The sequence below is a fragment of the Streptomyces sp. UF-297 genome, assembly GCF_058245575.1.
Map to the genome: position 1 here is coordinate 1 of NZ_JBSIBZ010000120.1, position 21,888 is coordinate 21,888.

Sequence of the window (21,888 nt, forward strand, 5' to 3'; positions counted from 1 at the left end):
CCCCCCCCCCCCCCCCCCCCCCCCCCCCCACCGTCGGTTTTGCGTAGCGTCGTTTCCGCAGGGGCGGGCCAGGCCTCTCCCTGCAGGTGGCGGCCCTGGCCGCCGCCTCATGGACGCCGATATGGGAGGACGGGGGTGCGCTGGTGCGCATTGGTCTGCTCACCGAGGGTGGGTATCCGTACGCGTCCGGTGAATCGCGCGTGTGGTGCGACCGGCTCGTGCGCGGGCTCACGGGCCACGAATTCGAGGTCTACGCCCTCAGTCGCAGCGCCGAGCAGGAGGCGCACGGCTGGCAGGAGCTGCCCGCCCGGGTGCGGCTGGTGCGTACGGCACCGCTGTGGGGCGAACTCCACGAGGAGCAGCGGGCCCGGCCCGAAGGCGGCAGGGGGCGCTCCCGCAGTGGCCTGTGGGGCGGTGCGCGCGGCGGCTTCGGCGGTGGGCGGCGCGAACGGCGGTGGTTCGCCGAGGCCTTCGGGGACCTGGCGGCGGCCTTCGGTACGGTCCCGCACGGCGGCCCGGGGCAGGAGGCGGACCGTTTCGCCGCGGGTCTGTACGGCCTGGCCGAGCTGGCCCGCGAGTGCGGCGCGCTGCCCGCGCTGCTCCGCTCCGAGCAGGCGGTACGCGTCCTGGAGGCCGCCTGCCGTGCCCCCGGAGCCCTGCACGCCGCCCACGACGCCCAGCTCCCCGACCTCCTCGCCCTGGCCGAGCACCTCGAACTCGCCCTGCGCCCCCTGTCGCTGGACTGGTACGGCGACGAGCGCACCCCCGGCCTGGCGGGCGTGGACCTGTGCCACGCCACCTCCGGTGGCGCCGCCGCGCTCCCCGGCCTCCTGGCCAAACGCTTCTTCGGCACCCCGCTGCTGGTCACCGAGTACGGCGTGCGGCTGCGCGAACAGTGCCTGGAGCGCGCCGCGTCCGACCTGAGCCCGCCCGTACGCGCCCTGACCGCCGCCTTCCACCGCGCCCTGGCCGCCGAGACCTACGCCCAGGCCGCGCTGATCACCCCCGGCAACACCCACGCCCGGCGCTGGCAGGAGCGCTGCGGCGCGGACCGCGAGCGGCTGCGCACGGTCTATCCGGGCATGGACGCGCGCCGCTTCGCCACGGTCGCCGACGCCGCCGCCGACGACTCCACGACCCTGGTCTGGGTCGGCTCCATCGAGCCCGCCAAGGACCTCATCGCCCTGCTGCACGCCTTCGCCGAGGTCCGCCGTGCCCGGCCGGACGCCACCTTGCGGATCATCGGCTCTCCCGGCCGCGCCCCGGACGCCCCGGCCTACCTCGCGCACTGCCGCGCGCTGGCCGCCCAGCTCTTCCCCGACGAGGCCGCCGACGCGCGCAGCGCGGGGGAGAACCCGGTCTCCTTCGAGGAGGTCGGCAGCCCCGAAGTGCCCCGCCTGGCCGACGCGTACGCCTCCGGGGCCGTCCTGGTCCTGTCCAGCGTCGTGGAGGGATTCCCGCGCTCCCTGGTGGAGGCCATGTTCTGCGGGCGGGCCACGGTCTCCACCGACGTCGGCGCGGTCTGCGAAATCATCGGCGGCACGGGCCTGGTGGTGCCGCCGCGCAATCCGCGCGCCCTGGCGGACGCCTGCCTGGCGCTGCTCGGCGACCCGCAGCGCAGGGCCCGCCTCGGCGCGGCGGCCCGGGCCCGCGCCCTGGAGCTGTTCACGGTCGACCAGAACATCGCCGCGTTCCGCAGCATCTACCTGGAGCTGATCTCGCACACCCCGGCCCGCCAGGACGGGGACGCCGTCTGCGACGAGGACGGCGTCCCCCGGCCGTTCGCCCGGCCCGCCGAGTCCCATGTCCCGGGCCGCTGGGCCGGGGGCAGGGCGGTGGCGCCGACGGGACGGGCGCCCAGCTGGGCGGGCGCGGAGAGCCGCGCGGAGGCGGTCGAGCGGGATGTGCTCGACGAGCCGCCCGGGTGCGCTTCTTGGCCCGGCTCGCAGGAGCTGCGGGACGGGGCGTGGCGGGAGGAGGCGAGCGCATGAGTGCACCGGGCGAGGGGCGCGCGCAGGGCTTGGACAGCGGGCAGGGTGTGGGGAATGCGAAGGGTGCCGGGCCGCGTGTCGGCGGTGCGCGGCGCGGACCGGCCGATCCCGTACGGGTTCTGATGCACCGTCATAAGAAGCTGTGCGAGCGAGCCGCCGACCCCCTGGAGATCGCCGCCGGGCTGGAGGCGCACGGCGTCACCGACCGCACGGCGGCCCGCTTCCGGCACCGCGACGTCTTCTCGCTGGCCGAGGAGCTCTACGCCCGCGTCCCGCGCGCCGAGGGGACCGCGCGAGCGGACGGGCGGGACACCGAGGGCGGCGGCCACCGGGTGCGGCGGCGCGGCGTACGCGTCGTCCCGCACCTGCTGCCCGGCGCCCTGTGCGCCGCGACCGCCGCCGCGCTGATCCTCCCGCGGCCGTCAAGTCCCTTGATGCTGCCCGCTATTGGGGCCTCCGGAGTGCTGCTGATCGCCCTCGCGCTGTGGTGGTGCCTGCGGGACGGCCCGCTGCGGGCGCGGCAGAGCGGGGGCGCGGCAGCCGCGCTGTGGGCGGGCTGGCTCCTCGCGATCACGCTCGGCGGGGACTGGCTGACGGCCCAGCTGATCACGGGCGGGCCCGGCGCGCCGGCGGCCACCGACGGCCCCCTCCCCGCATGGCTGCGGGTCTCGGCGGCCAGTGCCGTGGCGCTGGCCCTGGCCGTGCTGCCCGCCGCCGGATGCGCGCAGTGGTTCGCGGCGCGCGCCCGGCGCTCACTGGCGGCCAGCCGCGGCCTGGAGGACTTCGCCGTACGGGTACGGCCCCTGCTGGCGGCCGCCACCGGCCTGTTCGTCTGCGCGCTGGGCGGGCTGCTGCTCGTCAGCCAAGTGGCGCTGGGGCAGGGCGGGTTGTGGCCCGTGGCCGCGGCCCTCGCCTGCGGGGCGCTGCTCTTCACGGCCCGGCTGCTGGCCGTGCACGGCTTCCCCGAGGCGGCCGTGGCCGGCACCGCGGCCGCCGGCGCCCTGGAAGGCCTGGCCCTGGCCTCCCTCCTGGTGGCCCGGCTGCCCGGACTCGCCCCCGTGGCGCGCCCGGTGGAGGCCGTCGCCACCACCCTCGGCCCGGCCGCCCTGCCCGCCGTCGCCTGCGCCACCAGCGCCCTGGCCCTGCTGCTGTACGGGCTGCGCGTACTGACCGGCGCCTCGGCGCACGCACCCGCGGCCCAAGGAGGCGCCCCGTGACCGGGCCCGCGCCCCGCCGCCGCGCCCCATCGGCCGGCGCGGCCGCCCCGCCGCCCCCACCGCCCTCCATCGTCCCCACCGGCCACGACGCGGACGCCGTCACCGCCGTCGGTGCCGACGCGGATTTCCACCACCCTTGAGGAGCAAGGCAGATGAACGACCACCCCACCGCACACCGCCGGGACCGGGGGGCCGCACGATGAGGGTGCTGCTCATCGGCGCCAACGGATACCTCGGCCGCTATGTCGCCGACCGTCTGCTCGCCGACCCCGCCGTCCAGCTCACCGCGCTCGGCCGCGGCGACGACGCCGATGTCCGCTTCGACCTGGCCACCGGCAGCCCGGGGGCCCTCACCCGCTTCCTGGACGCGGTGCACCCCGGCGTGGTCATCAACTGCGCGGGCGCCACCCGCGGCGGCGCCCGCGACCTGACCCGCCACAACACCGTCGCGGTCGCCACCATCTGCGAGTCGCTGCGCCGCAGCGGCTGCGGCGCCCGGCTCGTCCACCTCGGCTGCGGCTCCGAGTACGGGCCCTCCCAGCCCGGCTCCTCCACCGCCGAGGACGCCGTACCCCGCCCCGGCGGCCCGTACGGCGTCAGCAAACTGGCCGCCACCGAACTCGTCCTGGGCTCCGGCCTGGACGCCGTCGTCCTGCGCGTCTTCTCACCGGTCGGCCCCGGCACCCCGGCCGGCTCACCACTGGGCCGCCTCGCCGAGGCGATGCGCCGCGCCATGCAGGCGGGCGACAGCGAACTCAAGCTCGGCGGACTCGGCGTCCAGCGCGACTTCGTGGACGTACGGGACGTCGCGCGGGCCGTGCACGCCGCCTCGCTCTCCGCAGCCCAGGGCATCGTCAACATCGGCACCGGGCGCGCGGTGCGGCTGCGCGAGGCCGCGGCGCTGCTCGCCCGGGTCGCCGGATTCGGCGGCCAGCTGCACGAGCTGGACGCCCCGCCCGGCTACACCGCGGGCGCCGCCCGGCTGGCCATCCCCGGCCCCTCCTCCGAACACGGCGCGGCCCCGCCCGCGTTCCCCTACCCGGACGGCTGCGGCAGCTGGCAGCAGGCCGATGTGCGCACCGCCCGCGACCGTCTCGGCTGGCGTCCGCGGATCGGACTGGAGGAGTCCCTGGCCGACATCTGGATGGAGGCCGCATGTCGCATCTGATCTCCCGTACGAACGGCAGCCGCGCCTCGGCACCGCCCCAGCCGCTCGGCGTCGGGGTGCCCGGCTTCGCCCATCCGCTGCTCGCCCCCGCCGAGTGGGCCGAACTGCTGCGCCCCGCCACCCCGTTGCACTGGACCGTGCTCAACGTCTCGCGCGGCCCCGGCCAGCGCCCCGACGCGCACTGCCTGTCCGCCACCACCCGGCTGCGCGGCGCCGGGCTCAAGGTCCTCGGACACCTCGACCTGGCCCACGGGGCGCGCCCCTTCGGCGAGTTGATCTCCCAGGCGCACCGCTTCCTGGACTGGTACAAGGCCGACGGCTTCTTCCTGGACCGCTGTCCCACAGAGCGGACACACCTGCCCGAGACCCGCCGCATCACCACCACCCTGCGCGCGCTCGCCGAGGACACCCACCTCGTACTGCGGCACGGCGCCCACCCCCATCCCGGGTACGCCGAGACCGCCGACCAGCTCGTCACCTTCTGCGGCCCGTGGGCGGAGTACCGCTGGTCGCAGGCCGCGCAGTGGACCGCGCAATACCCGCCGGAGCGCTTTTGCCACCTGGTGCACGGCGTGCCGCGCACACACCTGGAAGAGGCGCTGCGCATCGCGCGCTGGCAGGGCGCGGGGACGGTCTACTTCACCGACCGCACCGACCACGGCGGGGACGCCTGGGAGGCCCTGCCCGGCTACTGGGACGAATTCGTCTCGCGCATTGGAACAGGTGTCTCGGAATAGGGAGGGGCGTGGCAGTGTTGCGGCAAGATGCTCCCCGCATCCGCGGGGACGGTCCCCGTACCGAGATACCGACCAACGGAGTCCCCGTGTCGCTGCCACCCCTGGTAGAGCCCGCTTCGGAGCTCACCGTCGACGAGGTCCGCAGGTACTCCCGCCACCTGATCATCCCGGATGTCGGGATGGACGGGCAGAAGCGGCTGAAGAACGCCAAGGTGCTGTGCGTAGGCGCCGGCGGCCTGGGTTCGCCCGCGCTCATGTACCTCGCCGCCGCGGGCGTGGGCACGCTGGGCATCGTGGAGTTCGACGAGGTCGACGAGTCGAACCTGCAGCGCCAGATCATCCACAGCCAGGCGGACATCGGCCGCTCCAAGGCCGCCTCCGCCAAGGACACCGTCCTCGGCATCAACCCGTACGTCACGGTCAATCTGCACGAAGAGCGCCTGGACTCCACCAATGTCATGGAGCTCTTCGCCCAGTACGACCTCATCGTGGACGGCACGGACAACTTCGCCACCCGCTACCTGGTCAACGACGCCTGTGTGCTGCTGAACAAGCCGTACGTCTGGGGCTCGATCTACCGCTTCGACGGCCAGGCCTCTGTCTTCTGGTCCGAGCACGGTCCCTGCTACCGCTGCCTGTACCCCGAGCCCCCGCCGCCGGGCATGGTCCCCTCCTGCGCCGAGGGCGGCGTGCTGGGCGTACTGTGCGCCTCCATCGGCTCCATCCAGGTCAACGAGGCCATCAAGCTGCTCGCCGGAATCGGTGAGCCGCTGGTCGGCCGCCTGATGATCTACGACGCCCTGGAGATGAGCTACCGCCAGGTCAAGGTCCGCAAGGACCCCGAGTGCGCGGTGTGCGGCGAGAACCCCACCGTCACCGAACTCATCGACTACGAGGCCTTCTGCGGCGTCGTGTCCGAGGAGGCCCAGGAGGCGGCGGCCGGCTCGACGATCACTCCTCAGCAGCTCAAGGAGTGGATCGACGCCGACGAGAAGATCGAGATCATCGACGTCCGCGAGCCGAACGAGTACGAGATCGTCTCGATCCCCGGCGCCAAGCTGATCCCCAAGAACGAGTTCCTGATGGGCAGCGCCCTGCAGGACCTGCCGCAGGACAAGAAGATCGTTCTGCACTGCAAGACCGGGGTGCGCTCCGCGGAGGTGCTGGCCGTCCTGAAGTCCGCGGGCTTCGCGGACGCGGTGCACGTCGGCGGCGGCGTGATCGGCTGGGTCAACACCGTCGAGCCCGAGAAACCGGTGTACTGAGCACGGCCGCGAGGGGCCCGTTCGCCGACGGGCCCCCTCGCTGTTGTGCGCGCGGCGTTCGTACGCGTGGCGTTACGAGCAGACGGTGCCGTCCGCCGGGACCTTGCCGTCCAGCAGGAGGCCGTCGACGGCCTTGGTGGCGCAGGAGTTGACGCCGTACGTGCCGTGCCCCTCGCCCTTGACGGTGAGGTTCACCCCGACCCCCTTGCCGAGCTTGTCGGCCATCTTCTTCGCACCCTCGACCGGGGTGGCGGGGTCGCCCTCGTTACCGATGACGAGGATGGGGGAGGCGCCGGGGGCGGAGACCTCGGGGAGCTTGCGCTCGCCCTTTACGGGCCAGTTGCTGCAGCTGAGCAGCCCGGCGGCCATGGACTCACCGAAGACGGGGGAGGCCTTCTTCAGCTCCGCGACCTTGCTCTTGGCCTCTTCGAGGGTGAAGCGCTGGTTGGAGTCGGCGCAGGTGATCGCGGCCTGGGCTGCGATGGAGTTGTCGTAACGGCCCTTGTCGTCGCGCCCGAGGTAGTGGTCGGCGAGCATGAGGAGGCTGTCACCGCTGCCCTCCAACTCCACCTCCTGCAGGGCCCCGGCCAGTGCTTCCCAGGCGTCCTCGTTGTAGAGCGCCGTTTCGATGCCCGTCCGTGCGAGTTCGGCGGTGAGCTTGCGGCCGCTTTCCGTGGGGACCGGCTCCTTGCGGAGCTGCTCCAGCAGGGCGGCAACTTCCTTGTTGCCCTCTGCGGTGCTGCCGCCGGTGGGGCAGTCGGCCCCGTGCTTCGTGCGGCAGTTCTTCATGAAGTTCTCGAACGCGCGCTGGAAGCCCTTGGCCTGGCTCAGCAGGCGCTGCGCAGAGTCGGAAGTCGGGTCGACGACCGCATCGAGGGTGGTGCGGCCGACGTTCTTCGGGAACAAGTGGGCGTAGACGCCGCCGAGTTCGGTGCCGTACGAGATGCCGAAGTAGTTGAGCTTGTCGTCGCCGAGAGCCTGGCGCATCAGATCCATGTCGCGGGCGGTACTGGTGGTGCTCAGATGCGCAAGGATCTTGCCGGAGTTCTTCTGGCAGGCCGCCGCGAACTCCTTGGCCTTCTTGACCGCGAGCTTCTCCTCGGCCTCTTCGCTCAGCCCCGGCTGCTCGGCCTGGAGTTCCCTGTCCATCGCCTTGTCGTCCAGGCACTTCACACCGGAGGTGTTGCCCACACCCCGAGGGTCGAAGCTGACCAGGTCGTACTGGCGGCGCAGCTTCTCGTACTCCTCGGCCGCGTTGGGCAGCATGGCCACACCGGACGCGCCCGGCCCGCCGAAGTTGAACACCAGCGACCCCAGCCGCTTGTAGCCGTCCTGCCTGGCCGTGGCGCGGATCATCGCCACGTCGATGGTCTCGCCGTCCGGCTCGGCGTAGTCGAGCGGCGCCTTGAGGGTCGAGCACTCCCAGGCGGTGCCGTCGGCCAGCTTTCCGGGCGCCTCGCCCGCGCCGCCCTGCGCGGCGCTCGGTGCGGGGCACGCCTTCCAGGTCAGTTTCTGGGAGGTGAGCGCGGCGGGGAGCGCGGTGGCCTGCGGGGACGCGGAGGCCGAGGACGTGTCCTTCTCGGCCTCGCTGCTGCCGCCCCCGCACGCGGTGGCACCGACGGCCAGTGCGAGGGATAGGGCGACCAGGGCTTTTGCCCGTATAGAACTCGACATAAGGCGTCATCCTAGCCCCATCTTTTACCTCCTCTTGACCTGGGGGTCGGTGTTGCTTCGCGCTGATCGCGGGCAGATCGTGTTATTCGCCGGGACTCTTCCCGCCAGCAGATAGCCGTTCACGACGCCGGTCACACAGCGGTCCCCCGACGGGTACGCGCCATGCCCCTCGCCCCGGTAGGTGAGGTGCACGCCGACCCCCGGCCCCAGCTCCCGGGCCAGCCGCGCCGCGCCTTCGTACGGGGTGGCCGGGTCGCCCGTGGTGCCGACGACGAGGACCGGCGCCGCGCCCGGTGCGCCGACCTGAGGGGTGTGCCAGGCGCCGGGCACCGGCCAGCGGGCGCACCACCCGGCCAGGTCCCAGGCCATGAACGGGCCGAACACGGGGGAGACGGCGCGGAATCGGGGCAGCCGGGCCCGTACTTCGGCGACGGTCGGCCGCTGCCGGGTGTCGGCGCACGAGATCGCCCGCTGCGACTGGCCCGCGGTGCTGTAACGCCCGTGCCGGTCACGGTCGTTGAAGGAGTCCGCCAGGGCCAGCAGGCGATCGCCGGAGCCGCGCGCCAGCGCCTCGTGCAGCGCGGTGCGCAGCGCCGGCCAGCTCCCCTTGTTGTAAAGGGGGAGGACGATGCCGTTCAGGGCCCGGGTCTGGGTCAGCGGTCGCTTGCTCCGGGTCGGCAGCGGGCGCCGGTCCAGGCGGTCGAGGAACGCGGCGACCTTGCGGGTGCCTTCCTTCGGGCCGCCGCCGACCGGGCATGCGCGCCCCTTGCGCGCGCAGTCCGCGAGAAAGCCGTTCAGCGCCCGCTGGAATCCCGTCGTCTGGTGCAGCGCCCGGCCGAAGGCGTCCGCCGTGGGGTCCACGGCGGCGTCCAGGACCACGCGGCCCACCTTCTTCGGGAACAAGTGGGCGTAGACCGCGCCGAGTTCGGTGCCGTAGGAGAAGCCGGTGTAGGAGAGCCGGGCATCGCCGAGGGCCTGCCGCAGTACGTCCAGGTCGCGGGCGGCGGACGCCGTGCCGACATGCGGCAGCACCCGGCCCGACCGGCGCGCGCAGCCGGCGCCGTAGGCGATGGCGTCCGCCATGAACGCCCGCTCCTCGCGCGCGGTGTCCGGCGAGGCGTCGAGCAGCGAGGCGGCCTCCAGCTCCCGGTCCGTACGGCAGCGCACCCCCGCGCTCGCCCCCACCCCGCGCGGGTCGAAGCTCACCAGGTCATAGCGCGAGCGCAGGCGCTCGAAGGTGGCCGCCCAGCCGGGCAGCGAGGCCACCCCGGAGCCGCCGGGGCCGCCGAAGTTGAACACCAGCGAACCGAGCCGCCGGCCCGGCGCCGCCGTGGAGCGGACGCGGATCAGCGCGAGGCCGATCGTCGCGCCGCGGTCGGCGCCCGGCCCCCACCGCGCGTAATCCAGCGGCACCTTGAGGGTGGAGCACTCCCAGCGGCTGCCGTCCGCCAGCGGCCTGGGGGCCTTGCCGTTTCCGCCCTGCGCCCGCGACGGCGCCGCGCAGGCCCGCCAGGCGAGCCGCTGGGCGGTGAGGGAGGCGGGCAGCGGCGGCAGCGCGCTCGCCGACGGCTTGTCGTCGGGCCGCCGCGCGGACGGCTCCGGGGCCCGTACGCCGCTACAGGCCGTGACGAGAAAGGCCAGCAGTACGGCCACGGCGGCGAGCGCCCTGCGCCGTACGGCCGCCGCCGCACCCCGTACGAACACGGCCGTCGTGGGCTTCGCCATTTCCGTACCCCTCACCGTCGAGCATGGTCCGATCACGCTCAGTCATCGTAGGGGTGGGCACTGACAATCCCCCGCGCGACGGCCCGCGGCCGGGCGCGGGAGGCATCAGGCCGCAGGGGAAACAGGAGGAGAGCGGCAGCGGGCCGGTCAGATCTCGCCCTTGCGCGTCAGGTAGGTGAAGGACACCCAGCCCGGCAGCACCGGCAGCCAGAAGGTCATCAGACGGAAGACCAGCACGGCCGACAGCGCCGTGGGACCGGGCAGTCCGAAGCCGGTGAGCAGACCGGTCAGCGCCAGTTCCACCGCGCCCACACCGCCCGGCGTCGGCGCCGCCGAGCCCAGCGCGTTGCCCGCGAGGAAGACGACCGCGATGCTCGCGTAACTGATCTTGTCGCCGCCGCCGAACGCCCGGATCGAGGCGTCCAGGCACAGCACGTTGGCCACCGTCAGCAGCAGCATGCCGCCGATGCCGGTGATCAGCTTCTGCGGCCGCTGAAGGATGTCCAGCATGCGCGGGACCACCCCGGCGAACAGCGACCGCACCCGCGTGACCACGAACTTGCGCAGCGCCGGGATCGCGGTGACCACCAGCACGAGCACGGCGGCGGTCAGCAGCCCGGCGATGACCGTACGGGAGGGCGAGAGCGAGGCGGTGTTCTCGGTGCCGGTCAGATAGCCGAAGGTCAGCAGCAGCAGGATGTGACAGCCCAGCCCGAACAGCTGGGAGGCGCCCACACTGGCCACCGCGAGGCCCGGCCGGATACCGGCCCGCTGCAGGAAGCGGGCGTTGAGCGCCACCCCGCCGACCGCGGCCGGCGCGACCAGCTTCACGAAGTTGCCCGCGACCTGCGCGATCACGGTCCGTACGAAGGAGACCTTCTCGGGGACGAAGCCCAACAGGCTCAGCGCCGCCGCGATGTAGGTGACGGCGGAGAAGAAGAGCGCCGCCGCCACCCAGCCCCACTGGGCCTCGCCGATCACCTTGTCCAGCTCGATGTGGGTGAGCTGCGAGAGCAGGAAGTACGCGGCGAACGCACCGGCGATCCAGCTGATCAGGATGCGCGGGCTCAGCCGCTCCAGGCGGGCCGGCTCCACCGGTGCCGTCGGGCGGATCAGCAGCACCTGCTGACGGATCTGCACCAGCAGATCCTCCTCGCGGGCCTCCTCCATCGCCTCGTCGAGCGCCTTCTTCTCGGCGTTCTTGTCGGCCTTCATCTCGGCCTTGAGGGTCTTGCGGTCCCTGCGCCGCCCGTGCTCGGCGGCCCGCTGCTCCTTGGCGGCGCGCGAGGCCTCCAGTACGGCCTCCCGCTCCCGCTTGGAGCGCTCGCGCGCCAACTGGCGCAGCGTGGCCCGGGTGGTGCGGCTGAGCGCGATGGGCTGGAGCAGCGGGAGGCTGTCGGCGACGGTGTCCGGGCCCAGCGCCTCCACCGCCACCCGTACCGCGCGCTCGGCGCCCACCCGCAGGCCGAAGGTGGTCAGCAGCTGGGCGATGTCCATCCGCAGCACGAGGTCGCCGGCCGCGATCTCACCGCCGCGCAGGTCGGTGAGGACCACCTTGCCGGAACGATCCACCAGCAGGGCGTCACCGACCAGCCGACGGTGCGCGATGCGCCGCGACTGCAGCGCCTTGACCTGCCGCCAGGCGCTGCGCATCAGCTCGTCGGTGATCTCCTCGTCCGGCAGCGAGTCCAGCGGACGGCCGCCGATGTGCTCGTACACCAGCATCACCGCGTCCGGGCCCAGCTCGGAGGTGGCGATCAGCTTGGGGGCGTTCGCACCGGCCGCGATGGCCGCGTACGCCAGCAGCGCCTCCTGCTCCAGGGCCTGCCGCAGCGACTGCAGACTGCGGCGCTGGTTGATGCCGCGCAGCGACAGCCGGCGCCAGACGCGGTAGAAGAAGCCCTGCGCCTGCTGCTCGCGGTCCACGACGGTGACGTCGATGGGCGGCCCGTCCTCCAGTGTGACCAGATAGCGCCGGCCCCGGTCGGTGTGCTCCGGGTGCTCGGGGTCCGCGCTGTCGTCCGCGCGCATCGCGCTGACCGGCTTGAAGCCGACCCTGCGCAGGCCCGCCAGGAGGTGCTGACCGGTGGGGCGGACGTTGGGGGAGCCGACGGTGTAGAGCGTGCCGAAGGCGACCGTCCAGCCGATCAGGATGGTGGTGACGATGGCGAAGGGCGTGGTGAACCGCCCGATGAGCACCGCGAAGGCGTCCAGCAGCAGCACGAACCACATGGCCACGCGCCAGCGCGGGCGTTTGGACATGCCCACGGCCGTCATATAGGCGATGACCGGCGCCAGATAGCTGTGCACGGGGGCGGTGAAGGAACCGTTGTCCAGCGTCTGCGTCAGCGCGCCCTTGATGGAATCGGGAGCGGCCTCGGTGACCCAAAGGTCGGTGGCGAGCGAGACGCCGTGGGCGAGCACGGCGGCCAGCACACCGTCCGCGATCCGCAGCCCGTCCCGCTTGATCAGCCGCTCGACGGCGAAGGCCACCGGCACGATCAGTACGGCGATGCTGGACGCCAGCCCGGCGAAGTTGATCAGCAGTGGCGGGGCGTTCTTGGCCCCGCTGTGGATGTCGTCCTCCAGGCCCTGGGTCGTGGCGTGGGCGAAGGTCGCCAGGCCCAGGACGAGCGCGATACCGGCGATGCCGAGCAGGAAGCGCAGCAGGTCGGAGGGGCGGTGCACACGGGCGGGGAGCAGCGGCTCGTCACCGGAGACGCGGTCGACGTGGATCTCGCGGTCCACGCAGTCCTCGTGCCGGTCGCGCTTGGCCTTTTTATCGGCCTTGTCGGCTCTATCGGCCTTGTCGCGCTTGTCGGTGCTGCCGCTCCGATCGGCCCCGTCGGCCCTGGTGGCCCGTCCGGCCGCATCCGGCCCGTCCGCCACGGCTGCCGCACCGGCCCCCTGGGTGTCCGCTCTGCCTCCCTTCTCGTCCGAATCCGGCTCCGCGGTGCTCTCTGCCTTCTTGATCGTGCTCGCCTTTTCGGTCCTGGAAGCCGTGGCCGGCTCCCCCTGCTGCTGATCCGGACGCTCGGCGTCCGGGGACGGGCTGGTGATCCCGGTGGTGGCACTGACGGCATCCGGGGCGGCCGCGGAATCCGGGCCCTCGCTCCCGTCGGCGGGCAGCGCGTCAGGGGCGCCCGCCTCCCCAGGAGGCGCCGCGCCCTGCTGTCCGGCCATCTCTTCTTGATCTCGTATCACCAGTCACCGCCCGGAAGATGGTGGCACGGCCCGACGACGAGGGAGGGCATCAGGGTGCATTTCGGGGACGCGGGAAACGGAACGCGCGCTGCCGCACGCGCCCGAGTGCGCCGCGGCACCACCGCCTCCCGTACCGGATGGCGCCGTCGGCGCGGTGCGGCAGGATGGGCCGAATGAGTGCGACCGGAGACAGCACGGGACACGGCGGCGACGGGACGGGCGGCGCCGGAGAACTGCCCGAGTACGCGGAGCGGGTACTGGACGTGGCCGAGGCCATCCCCCCGGGCCGGGTGATGACCTACGGCGACGTCGCCGAGTGGCTGGGCGAGGGCGGGCCGCGCCAGGTGGGGCGCGTCATGGCGCTGTACGGAGGCGCCGTGCCGTGGTGGCGCGTGGTGCGCGCGGACGGAGCGCTGCTGCCGGGCCACGAACTGCGCGCGCTCGGCCACTACCGCGACGAGGGCACCCCGCTGCGCCAGGCACCCCGCTCCGCCGAAGGACACCTGCCGCGCCTGGACATGCGCAGGGCCCGCTGGGACGGCACCGGCGGCCCGGCCGGGGGCGCACGGCACGACGGCGACCCGGCCCGGCGGAACTGACAGCACATCCGGCGCCACAACTGACAGCATCGGCCGTACGGTCACGGGACGCGCTGCGGCTCGTGCGCCACCTGGCGTAGCGTCGGACACAGCCCTCACCGCCGCCCCGCCGTCGGGCGCGTACGGCGAGGAGACGACCAGACCCGCGACCCGCACCGCCCACAGCACCCCCACCAGGACCGGCGATCCACGTGAGTTCCTCCTTCTCGGCCACCCCGCCGGCACAGCAGCACACCCGGCCGGTGCGGCGGGATGCCGCCGGCGCCTACCGATTGGTACGTACCCCGCCGGGACGGACGGACCCTCCTGCGTTGGACGCACGTCAGCGCGCCGTGGTTGACCACACCCACGGGCCGCTGCTGGTTCTGGCAGGCCCGGGGACCGGCAAGACCACCACCCTGGTGGAGGCGGTGGCCCGCCGCGTACGGGAGGGCACCGACCCCGAGCGCATCCTCGTGCTCACCTTCAGCCGCAAGGCCGCCGTCGAACTGCGCGACCGCATGGCGGCCCGCCTGGGGGACACGGCAGGCGCCTCCTACGGGCCACGCGCCACCACCTTCCACTCCTACTGCTACGCCCTGGTGCGCGCCCACCAGGACGCCGACCTCTTCGCCGACCCGCTGCGCCTGCTCTCCGGCCCCGAACAGGACCTCCTGGTCCGTGAACTCCTGGAGGGCCAGGCCGGGCTGGAGCGCGCCGGCCGCGGCCGCGCCGCCTGGCCCGACGAACTGCGGGCCTGCCTGACCACCCGCGGCTTCGCCGACGAGGTGCGCGCCGTCCTGGCCCGCAGCCGCGAACTGGGCCTGGGGCCGGACGCGCTGGACGCCTTCGCCCGCAGGACCGGGCGCCCCGACTGGGGCGCGGCGGCGGCCTTCCTCGCCGAGTACCTGGACGTCCTGGACGCACAGGGGGTGCTGGACTACGCCGAACTGGTCCACCGGGCGGTCCTTCTGGCGGAGCGCCCCGAGGTCGCCGCCGAACTGGCCGGCCGCTACGACGCGGTCTTCGTCGACGAGTACCAGGACACCGACGCCGCCCAGGTACGGCTGCTGCACGCGCTCGCGGGCAACGGAGGGGCCGCACGCGGCGCGTCGAGCCGGGGCGGCGGCCGGGCGGCGGGTGGGCGCACGCTGGTCGCCTTCGGCGACCCGGACCAGTCGATCTACGCCTTCCGCGGCGCCGACATCAACGGCATCCTCGACTTCCCGACCGCCTTCGCCCGTAAGGACGGCACCCCGGCCCCGGTAGAGGTCCTGGGCACCTCGCGCCGCTCCGCCTCCGCCCTCCTGGCGGCCACCCGCCTGCTGACCCGCCGGATGCCGCTGACCCGCCTGCCCGCCCAGAAGGTACGGGCCCACCGGGAGCTGGCCTCCGTACGCGAGGGCGGCCGCGTCGAGGCGTACACCTACCCCACCGCCGGGGCCGAACTCGACAACATCGCGGACATCCTGCGCCGCGCCCACCTGGAGGACTCCGTCCCCTGGAGCGACATGGCCGTCCTCGTACGCGCCGGCGGCCGCTCCATCCCCGCCGTCCGCCGCGCCCTGACCTCCGCCGGCGTCCCCCTGGAAATCGACGGCGACGACCTGCCCCTGCGCCACGAACCGGCCGTCGCCCCCCTCCTGTCCGCCCTGCGGGTCGCGGCCGAGGCGGCCCTGGAGGACACGGGAGCCCGGGGGGCCGACGCGCTCCACAGCGCAGGCGGGGCACCGGCTCCGTACGAGGCGGGCACCGGCGCCGCGGACCTCTCGCCCGCCGAGCACGAGCCCACTTCGGCGGCGGCCGCGCAGCACGGCGCCGAAGCCCCGCCCGCGGATGCGGCGGCAGCCTCTTCCCCTCGCGACGGCGAGGAACTCCCGCCGGGCGGTCCGGCGGTGCCCGAGCCGCCTCAGCCCTCGGCCCCTCAGCCCTCGACTTCTCAGCCCTCGGCCCCTCAGCCCTCGACTTCTCAGCCCTCGGCTCCTCAGCCCTCGACCGAGCCGACCGAGCCGGCCGAGCCGGCCGAGCCGACCGAGCCGACCGAGCCGACCGAATTGGCCGAGCCGGCCGAGTTGCCCGAGTCGGCCGAGGGGCCGCACCGGGCCGCCGCCGATCACCGGACACCGGGGGAGGGGGCACCCGCCCAGGATCCGGATGAGCCCGGCACAACGGCCGGGCCCGGCGCAGCCGAGTCGTCGGCCGAGCCCGGCGCAGCCGCCTGGCTGAGCGCCGAGACCGCCGTCGACCTGCTGTCCTCGCCGCTGGGCGGCATGGACTCCGCCGACCTGAGGCGCCTGGGCAGGGCGCTGCGCGAGGAGGAGCGGGCGGCGGGACAGGCCGTACCGCGGCCCTCCGACGAGCTGATCGCACGGGCGCTCGCCGAGCCGGAGCGCCTGGTGGCGCACGACCCCGGGTACGCCCGCGGCGCCCAGGAACTGGGCCGGCTGCTGCGCAAGACCCGCGAGCTGCTGGCCGGCGGCGGCACCGCCGAACAGGCCCTGTGGGAGCTGTGGGACGGCACCCCCCGCTGGCGCCGCCGCCTGGAGGGCGCCGCCCGCCGGGGCGGCGCCGCGGGCCGCAACGCCGACCGCGACCTGGACGCACTGGTCGCGCTCTTCGAGACCGCCGCCCGCGCCGAGGAGCGCACCGGCGGCCGCGGCGCCCTCAACTTCCTGGAGGAACTCGCCGCACAGGACATCGCCGCCGACACCCTCACCCGCCGCGCCGTACGCCCCGACGCCGTACGCCTGATGACCGCGCACCGCTCCAAGGGCCTCGAGTGGCGCCTGGTGGTCGTGGCCGGCGTACAGGAAGGCCTCTGGCCCGACCTGCGCCGCCGCGGCTCCCTCCTGGAGGCCGACCGCATCGGGCGCGACGGCCTGGCCGAGCCGCTGCCCCCCGGCGCGCTGCTCGCCGAGGAGCGCCGCCTGTTCTACGTGGCCGCCACCCGCGCCCGCGAACGCCTGGTCGTCACCGCCGTCAAGGCCGCCTCCGACGACGGCGACCAGCCCTCGCGCTTCCTGTCCGAACTGGGTGTGGAACCCGTCGACGTCACCGGACGCCCGCGCCGCCCGCTGTCCGTGGCCGCGCTGGTCGCCGAACTGCGCGCCACCACCGTCGACCCGCACGCCTCCGACGCGCTGCGCGAGGCCGCCGCCCAGCGGCTGGCCCAACTGGCCGCGCTGCGCGACGAAGAGGGCCAGCCGCTGGTGCCCGCCGCACACCCGCAGCGCTGGTGGGGCCTGTACGAACCCACGCACAGCACCGCCCCGCTGCGCGACCCCGAACAGCCCGTGGCCCTCTCCGGCAGCGCCCTGGACCAGCTCGTCAACACCTGCTCCCTGCAATGGTTCCTGGGCCGCGAGGTCAAGGCGGACACCCCCGCCACCGCCGCCCAGGGCTTCGGCAACGTCGTCCACGTCCTCGCCGACGAGGTCGCCTCCGGCCGTACCCCCGCCGATCTGGCCGTCCTCATGGAGCGCCTGGAGTCGGTGTGGGACGCGCTCGCCTTCGACGCGCCCTGGAAGTCCCGGCAGGAGAAGGACAGCGCGCGCGCCGCCCTGGAGCGCTTCCTGCGCTGGCACGTCATGGAGCGCGACACCCTCGCCCGTACGCCCGTGGCCACCGAGCACCCCTTCGACGTCACCCTGGAGGCCGGGCGCTACGCCGTACGCATCCGCGGCAGCATGGACCGCGTCGAGCAGGACGCGGCCGGGCACGCCTACGTCGTCGACTTCAAGACCGGCAAACAGAAGCCGACCGCCAAGGAGGTCGAGCAGCATCCCCAGCTCGCCGTCTACCAGTTGGCGGTGCGCGAGGGCGCCGTCGATGAGGTCTTCGGCGGGCAGCGGCCCGAACCGGGCGGCGCCGCCCTGGTCCATCTGCGGCTGGGCGCGCCCCAGAAGGAGGGCGGCGACGCGCTGCCCGCCGTCCAGGCCCAGCAGCCGCTGGAGGGCGACTGGGTCGCCACCCTCCTGGCCACCGCGGCAGGGCGCGTCCTGGAGGAGCGCTTCGCACCCACCCCCGGACAGCACTGCACCCACTGCGCCTTCCGCAACTCCTGCACGGCACTGCCGGAGGGACGGCAGATCGTGGAGTGAGCCACCGGGGCGCCGGTGCAGGGACGGAGCGAAGTCCCTGGTGAACGGTGCGGGGGCGGCGATTGTCAGTGGGGGCGGATACCGTCTCGGGTGTGTCAGCTCGTATCACCGACCCCGAGCAGCTCAAGGAGCTCCTCGGCATCCCCTTCACCCCGGAGCAGACGGCCTGCATCACCGCACCGCCCGCCCCGCAGGTCATCGTGGCCGGAGCCGGGTCCGGCAAGACGACGGTCATGGCCGCCCGGGTCGTCTGGCTGGTGGGCACGGGACAGGTCGCCCCCGAGCAGGTCCTGGGCCTGACGTTCACCAACAAGGCGGCGGGCGAGCTGGCCGAGCGGGTCCGCAAGGCCCTGATCGACGCCGGGGTGACCGACCCCGACCCCGCGCCCGGCACCGCCGACGGCGCCCTGGGAGAGCCGCGGATCTCCACCTACCACGCGTTCGCCGGCCAGCTCCTGAAGGACCACGGCCTGCGCATCGGACTGGAACCCAGCGCCCGCCTGCTGGCCGACGCCACCCGCTTCCAGCTCGCCGCCAAGGTGCTGCGCGCCGCCCCCGGCCCCTACCCGGCCCTGACCAAGTCCCTGCCCTCACTGGTGGAAGACCTGCTCGCCCTCGACGGCGAACTGGCCGAGCACCTGGTCGAGCCGGAGAGGCTGCGCGCGTACGACACCGAACTGCTGCACACCCTCGAAGGCGTCAAGCTCACCAACGCCGACCTGCGCAAGGTGCCCGACACCGCCCGCGGGCGCCGCGAACTCCTCGACCTCGTCGGCTCCTACCGAAGCGAGAAGCGCCGCCGCGACCTGCTCGACTTCGGCGACCAGATCGCACTGTCCGCGACGCTGGCCACCACCCGCCCCGAGGTCGGCCGCCTGCTGCGCGAAGAGTTCGCCGTGGTCCTGCTGGACGAGTACCAGGACACCTCCGTTGCCCAACGCCTGCTGCTCTGCGGCCTGTTCGGCGGCGGCACCGGCCACGCCGTCACCGCCGTCGGCGACCCCTGCCAGGCCATCTACGGCTGGCGCGGCGCCTCCGTCGCCAACCTGGACGACTTCCCGCGGCACTTCCCCTACGCCGACGGCAGCCCCGCCCGCCGCTTCGCGCTCAGCGAGAACCGCCGCAGCGGCGGCCGCCTCCTCCAGCTCGCCAACACCCTCGCCCGGCCGCTGCGCGGCATGCACGAAGGCGTCGAGGCCCTGCGCCCCGCCCCCGGCGCCGAGCGCGAGGGCACGGTCCGCTGCGCCCTGCTGCCCACCCACACCGAGGAGATGGCCTGGCTCGCCGACTCCATCGCCCACCTCGTGCACACGGGCCGGGCCCCCGGCGAGATCGCGGTGCTGTGCCGCACGGCAGGCGACTTCGCCCGCATCCAGGGCGAGTTGGTGGCCCGCGACATCCCCGTGGAGGTCGTCGGCCTCTCCGGGCTGCTGCATCTGCCCGAGGTCGCCGACCTGGTGGCGGTCTGCGAAGTGCTCCAGGACCCGACCGCCAACGCCGCCCTCGTACGCCTGCTGATCGGACCGCGCTGGCGCATCGGCGCCCGCGACCTGGCCCTGCTGGGGCGCCGGGCGCGCGCCCTGGTCCACCGCGGCGAGCCCTCCCAGGACCCCGAACGACGGCTGGCCGAGGCCGTGGAGGGCGTCGACCCGGCCGAGACCATCTCGCTCTCCGACGCCCTGGACACCTTCCTGGAGGGCGACGGCAGCCCGGAGGACGGGCTGCCGTTCTCCTCCCAGGCGCGGGTGCGCTTCGCGCATCTGGCCGCCGAACTCCGCGATCTGCGGCGCTCGTTGGGCGACCCGCTGATGGACGTACTGCACCGCGTGCTGGCCACCACCGGCCTGGAGGTCGAACTCTCCGCCTCACCGCACGCCCTCGCCGCCCGCCGCCGCGAGACCCTGGGCACCTTCCTCGACACCGCGGCCGGCTTCGCCGCCGCACAGGGCGGCTCCGCGCTGGACGGCGAGGCCTCGCTGCTGGCCTTCCTCGGCTTCCTGCGCACGGCGGTCCAGCACGAGAAGGGCCTGGACAGCTCCCTGCCCGGCGGCGAGAACACCGTCAAGGTGCTCACCGCCCACAAGTCCAAGGGCCTGGAGTGGGACGTGGTCGCGGTCCCCGGCCTGGTGACCAAGCAGTTCCCCAGCGACCAGGCCCGCGAGTCCTGGATCTCCCAGCCCAAGGTCCTGCCGCACGCCCTGCGCGGCGACGCCGAGACCCTGCCGGACGTGACGGACTTCAGCAGCCGCGGCCTGAAGTCCTTCAAGGAGGCGATGAAGGACCACCAGAGCACCGAGGAACTCCGCCTGGGATACGTCACCTTCACCCGCCCCCGCTCGCTGCTCATCGGCTCCGGACACTGGTGGGGCCCCGACCAGAAGCGCCCGCGCGGCCCCTCCGCCTTCCTCCACGCGCTGCGCGAGCACTGCGAGCAGGGGTACGGCGAGATCGAGGCCTGGGCCGACCCCCCGGAGGAGGGCGCACAGAACCCCGCCCTCGACGCGGTCGCCGGCGACATCGCCTGGCCGCTGCCGCTGGACCCGGAGGCGACGCGCCGCCGGCGCGAGGCGGCCAGGACGGTGCTGGCACATCTGGAGCGGATGGGCGGTGCCGAGGCGCATCTGGAGCGGGTGGGCGGTGCCGAGGCGCATCCGTACGGCGGGGCCGCGCGTGAGGGCTTTGGGGACGACGGCTCCCCGTACGGTCCCGATCCGTACGGCGAGGCCCCGCACGACGGCGCTCCGCACGACGCCCCGCACCCCGCCACCGACCCAAAGTGGCCTGTGCCGCCGGAGGACGACCCGTACGGCGACGCGTACTCCTACGAGGACGAGGAAGCGGCGGTCGCCTACGAGGACGAGGGCGCAGCGGTCGCCTACGAGGACGAGGGCCCCCTGCCACCGGCCGAGGACGACGCCGACGCCCTCGCCGGCTGGGACTCCTGGTCCGCCGAGCGCCCCACGCCCGCCGGACCCGGACCCGGCCCCGGACCCGCCGACCACGCCACGGCCGCCCCGCTCACCGCGGACGGCACCGAACACCCCGCTCCGGGCCGGGCCGACGCCCCGAGCCGTACCCCCGCCCCGGAGCCGCCCCGCACCACCGCCGCGAGCCCCGACCTGCTCCCCGAGGAGCGCCGCGCCGTCGCCTCCTGGGACCGCGACCTGGAAGCGCTCGCCACCGAGCTGCGCCGGGCCCGCGCCACCGTCGTGGACGTCCCCCTCCCGTACTCCCTCAGCGCCTCGCAACTGCTGCGCCTGGCCGCCGATCCGGACGCCTTCGCCCGCGAGCTGGCCCGGCCCATGCCGCGCCCCCCGCAGCCCGCAGCCCGCCGCGGCACCCGCTTCCACGCCTGGGTCGAGTCCCGCTTCGAGGAGCTGACCCTGCCCATGCTCGGCCCGGACGAACTCCCCGGCGGCGACCCCGACGAGGAGACGGAGATCGCCGACGAGCGCGATCTGGCCGCCCTCAAGGAGGCCTTCGCGCGCACCCCGTACGCCCACCGCACCCCGTACCGCGTCGAGGCCCCCTTCCAGCTGACCCTGGCGGGCCGGGTGATCCGCGGCCGTATCGACGCCGTCTACAAGGAGAGCGGACCCGGCGGCGAGCGGTACGAGATCGTCGACTGGAAGACCGGCCGCGGCCGCAGCGCCGACCCGCTCCAGCTGGCCGTCTACCGCCTGGCCTGGGCCGAACAGCACGGCCTGCCGCCGTCCGCCGTCGACGCCGTCTTCCTCTACGTCCGCAGCGGCGAGACCGTACGGCCCCAGCGGCTCCCGGGCCGCGCCGAGCTCGAAGCCATACTGCTCGGCCGGGACCGCCCGGAATGCGACGACGCCCCCGGGCCCGCGGACGCCCCCGGACCTGCGGATGCCCCTGGACCCGAAGACGCCCCCGGCCCCGCGGACGGTCACGCCTGCGGGCCCGCCCCCGGAACGAGTGGTCCCCGCCGCCCGGCGGGCCCCGCGGCAGGCGTCAAAACCGACCCGAAAGTCGGCAATCGGCGCCGCGCAGAAGTGGATCAAGAGGGGCAAGCGGAACAAGAGGTCACAGCGGAGACCGGCGACGGACCGGCCCCCGAAGGCGGATAGGCTCGATGCCATGAGCACCACCCCGGACAGCGCCGTCCGCACGTACATCAACGGCCATCGCGCCGCCTTCCTCGGCGACCTCGCCGAGTGGCTGCGCATCCCCTCCGTGTCGGCCGACCCGGACCGCGCGGCGGACGT

Annotated in this window: 12 protein-coding genes; 9 read left to right on the forward strand and 3 right to left on the reverse strand. The window is 74.2% G+C overall.

What is annotated here, in order from left to right; genetic code table 11:
• The first annotated feature begins 143 nt into the window (after nucleotides 1-143).
• The 6 genes from AC4IJH_RS39715 to moeZ all read left to right on the forward strand — a co-directional run bounded on the left by AC4IJH_RS39715 (nucleotide 144) and on the right by moeZ (nucleotide 6,378).
• Nucleotides 144-1,991: a DUF3492 domain-containing protein gene (locus AC4IJH_RS39715; RefSeq protein ID WP_490856874.1), complete on the forward strand. Its 1,848-nt coding sequence runs from the start codon at nucleotides 144-146 to the stop codon at nucleotides 1,989-1,991.
• Nucleotides 1,988-3,208 carry a hypothetical protein gene (locus tag AC4IJH_RS39720; RefSeq protein WP_490856875.1) on the forward strand — a complete coding sequence of 407 codons (1,221 nt, stop codon included), beginning with the start codon at nucleotides 1,988-1,990 and terminating at the stop codon, nucleotides 3,206-3,208. Before AC4IJH_RS39715 ends, AC4IJH_RS39720 begins: the two co-directional genes overlap by 4 nt.
• A complete protein-coding gene (locus tag AC4IJH_RS39725) occupies nucleotides 3,205-3,348 on the forward strand; it encodes a hypothetical protein (protein ID WP_490856876.1) in 144 nt (47 codons plus the stop codon). Before AC4IJH_RS39720 ends, AC4IJH_RS39725 begins: the two co-directional genes overlap by 4 nt.
• 59 nt (nucleotides 3,349-3,407) lie before the next feature.
• Entirely contained in the window at nucleotides 3,408-4,376 is a 969-nt protein-coding gene (locus AC4IJH_RS39730) for an NAD-dependent epimerase/dehydratase family protein (protein WP_490856877.1), read from the forward strand.
• Nucleotides 4,364-5,113 carry a spherulation-specific family 4 protein gene (locus tag AC4IJH_RS39735; RefSeq protein ID WP_490856878.1) on the forward strand — a complete coding sequence of 250 codons (750 nt, stop codon included), beginning with the start codon at nucleotides 4,364-4,366 and terminating at the stop codon, nucleotides 5,111-5,113. Before AC4IJH_RS39730 ends, AC4IJH_RS39735 begins: the two co-directional genes overlap by 13 nt.
• 86 nt (nucleotides 5,114-5,199) lie before the next feature.
• Complete coding sequence (gene moeZ, locus AC4IJH_RS39740; protein WP_490856879.1) at nucleotides 5,200-6,378, forward strand: adenylyltransferase/sulfurtransferase MoeZ; 1,179 nt, start codon at nucleotides 5,200-5,202, stop codon at nucleotides 6,376-6,378.
• A 72-nt stretch (nucleotides 6,379-6,450) separates the two neighbouring features.
• Here the strand turns inward: moeZ and AC4IJH_RS39745 are convergent, their stop codons facing one another.
• The 3 genes from AC4IJH_RS39745 to AC4IJH_RS39755 all read right to left on the reverse strand — a co-directional run bounded on the left by AC4IJH_RS39745 (nucleotide 6,451) and on the right by AC4IJH_RS39755 (nucleotide 12,960).
• Complete coding sequence (locus AC4IJH_RS39745) at nucleotides 6,451-8,052, reverse strand: alpha/beta hydrolase (protein WP_490856880.1); 1,602 nt, start codon at nucleotides 8,050-8,052, stop codon at nucleotides 6,451-6,453.
• Nucleotides 8,053-8,076: 24 nt separating this feature from the next.
• Nucleotides 8,077-9,777, reverse strand: coding sequence for an alpha/beta hydrolase (locus AC4IJH_RS39750; RefSeq protein ID WP_490856881.1), 1,701 nt, complete (start codon nucleotides 9,775-9,777; stop codon nucleotides 8,077-8,079).
• A gap of 147 nt (nucleotides 9,778-9,924) precedes the next feature.
• Nucleotides 9,925-12,960: a lysylphosphatidylglycerol synthase transmembrane domain-containing protein gene (locus AC4IJH_RS39755; RefSeq protein WP_490856882.1), complete on the reverse strand. Its 3,036-nt coding sequence runs from the start codon at nucleotides 12,958-12,960 to the stop codon at nucleotides 9,925-9,927.
• 185 nt (nucleotides 12,961-13,145) lie between these two features.
• Here AC4IJH_RS39755 and AC4IJH_RS39760 point away from each other — a divergent pair, with 185 nt between their 5' ends.
• The 3 genes from AC4IJH_RS39760 to AC4IJH_RS39770 all read left to right on the forward strand — a co-directional run bounded on the left by AC4IJH_RS39760 (nucleotide 13,146) and on the right by AC4IJH_RS39770 (nucleotide 21,750).
• Nucleotides 13,146-13,580 (forward strand): MGMT family protein, encoded by a 435-nt coding sequence (locus AC4IJH_RS39760; RefSeq protein WP_490856883.1) that lies wholly within the window; start codon nucleotides 13,146-13,148, stop codon nucleotides 13,578-13,580.
• Nucleotides 13,581-13,822: 242 nt separating this feature from the next.
• Entirely contained in the window at nucleotides 13,823-17,659 is a 3,837-nt protein-coding gene (locus AC4IJH_RS39765) for an ATP-dependent helicase (protein WP_490856885.1), read from the forward strand.
• A gap of 92 nt (nucleotides 17,660-17,751) precedes the next feature.
• Entirely contained in the window at nucleotides 17,752-21,750 is a 3,999-nt protein-coding gene (locus tag AC4IJH_RS39770) for an ATP-dependent helicase (protein WP_490856884.1), read from the forward strand.
• Nucleotides 21,751-21,888 lie beyond the last annotated feature (138 nt).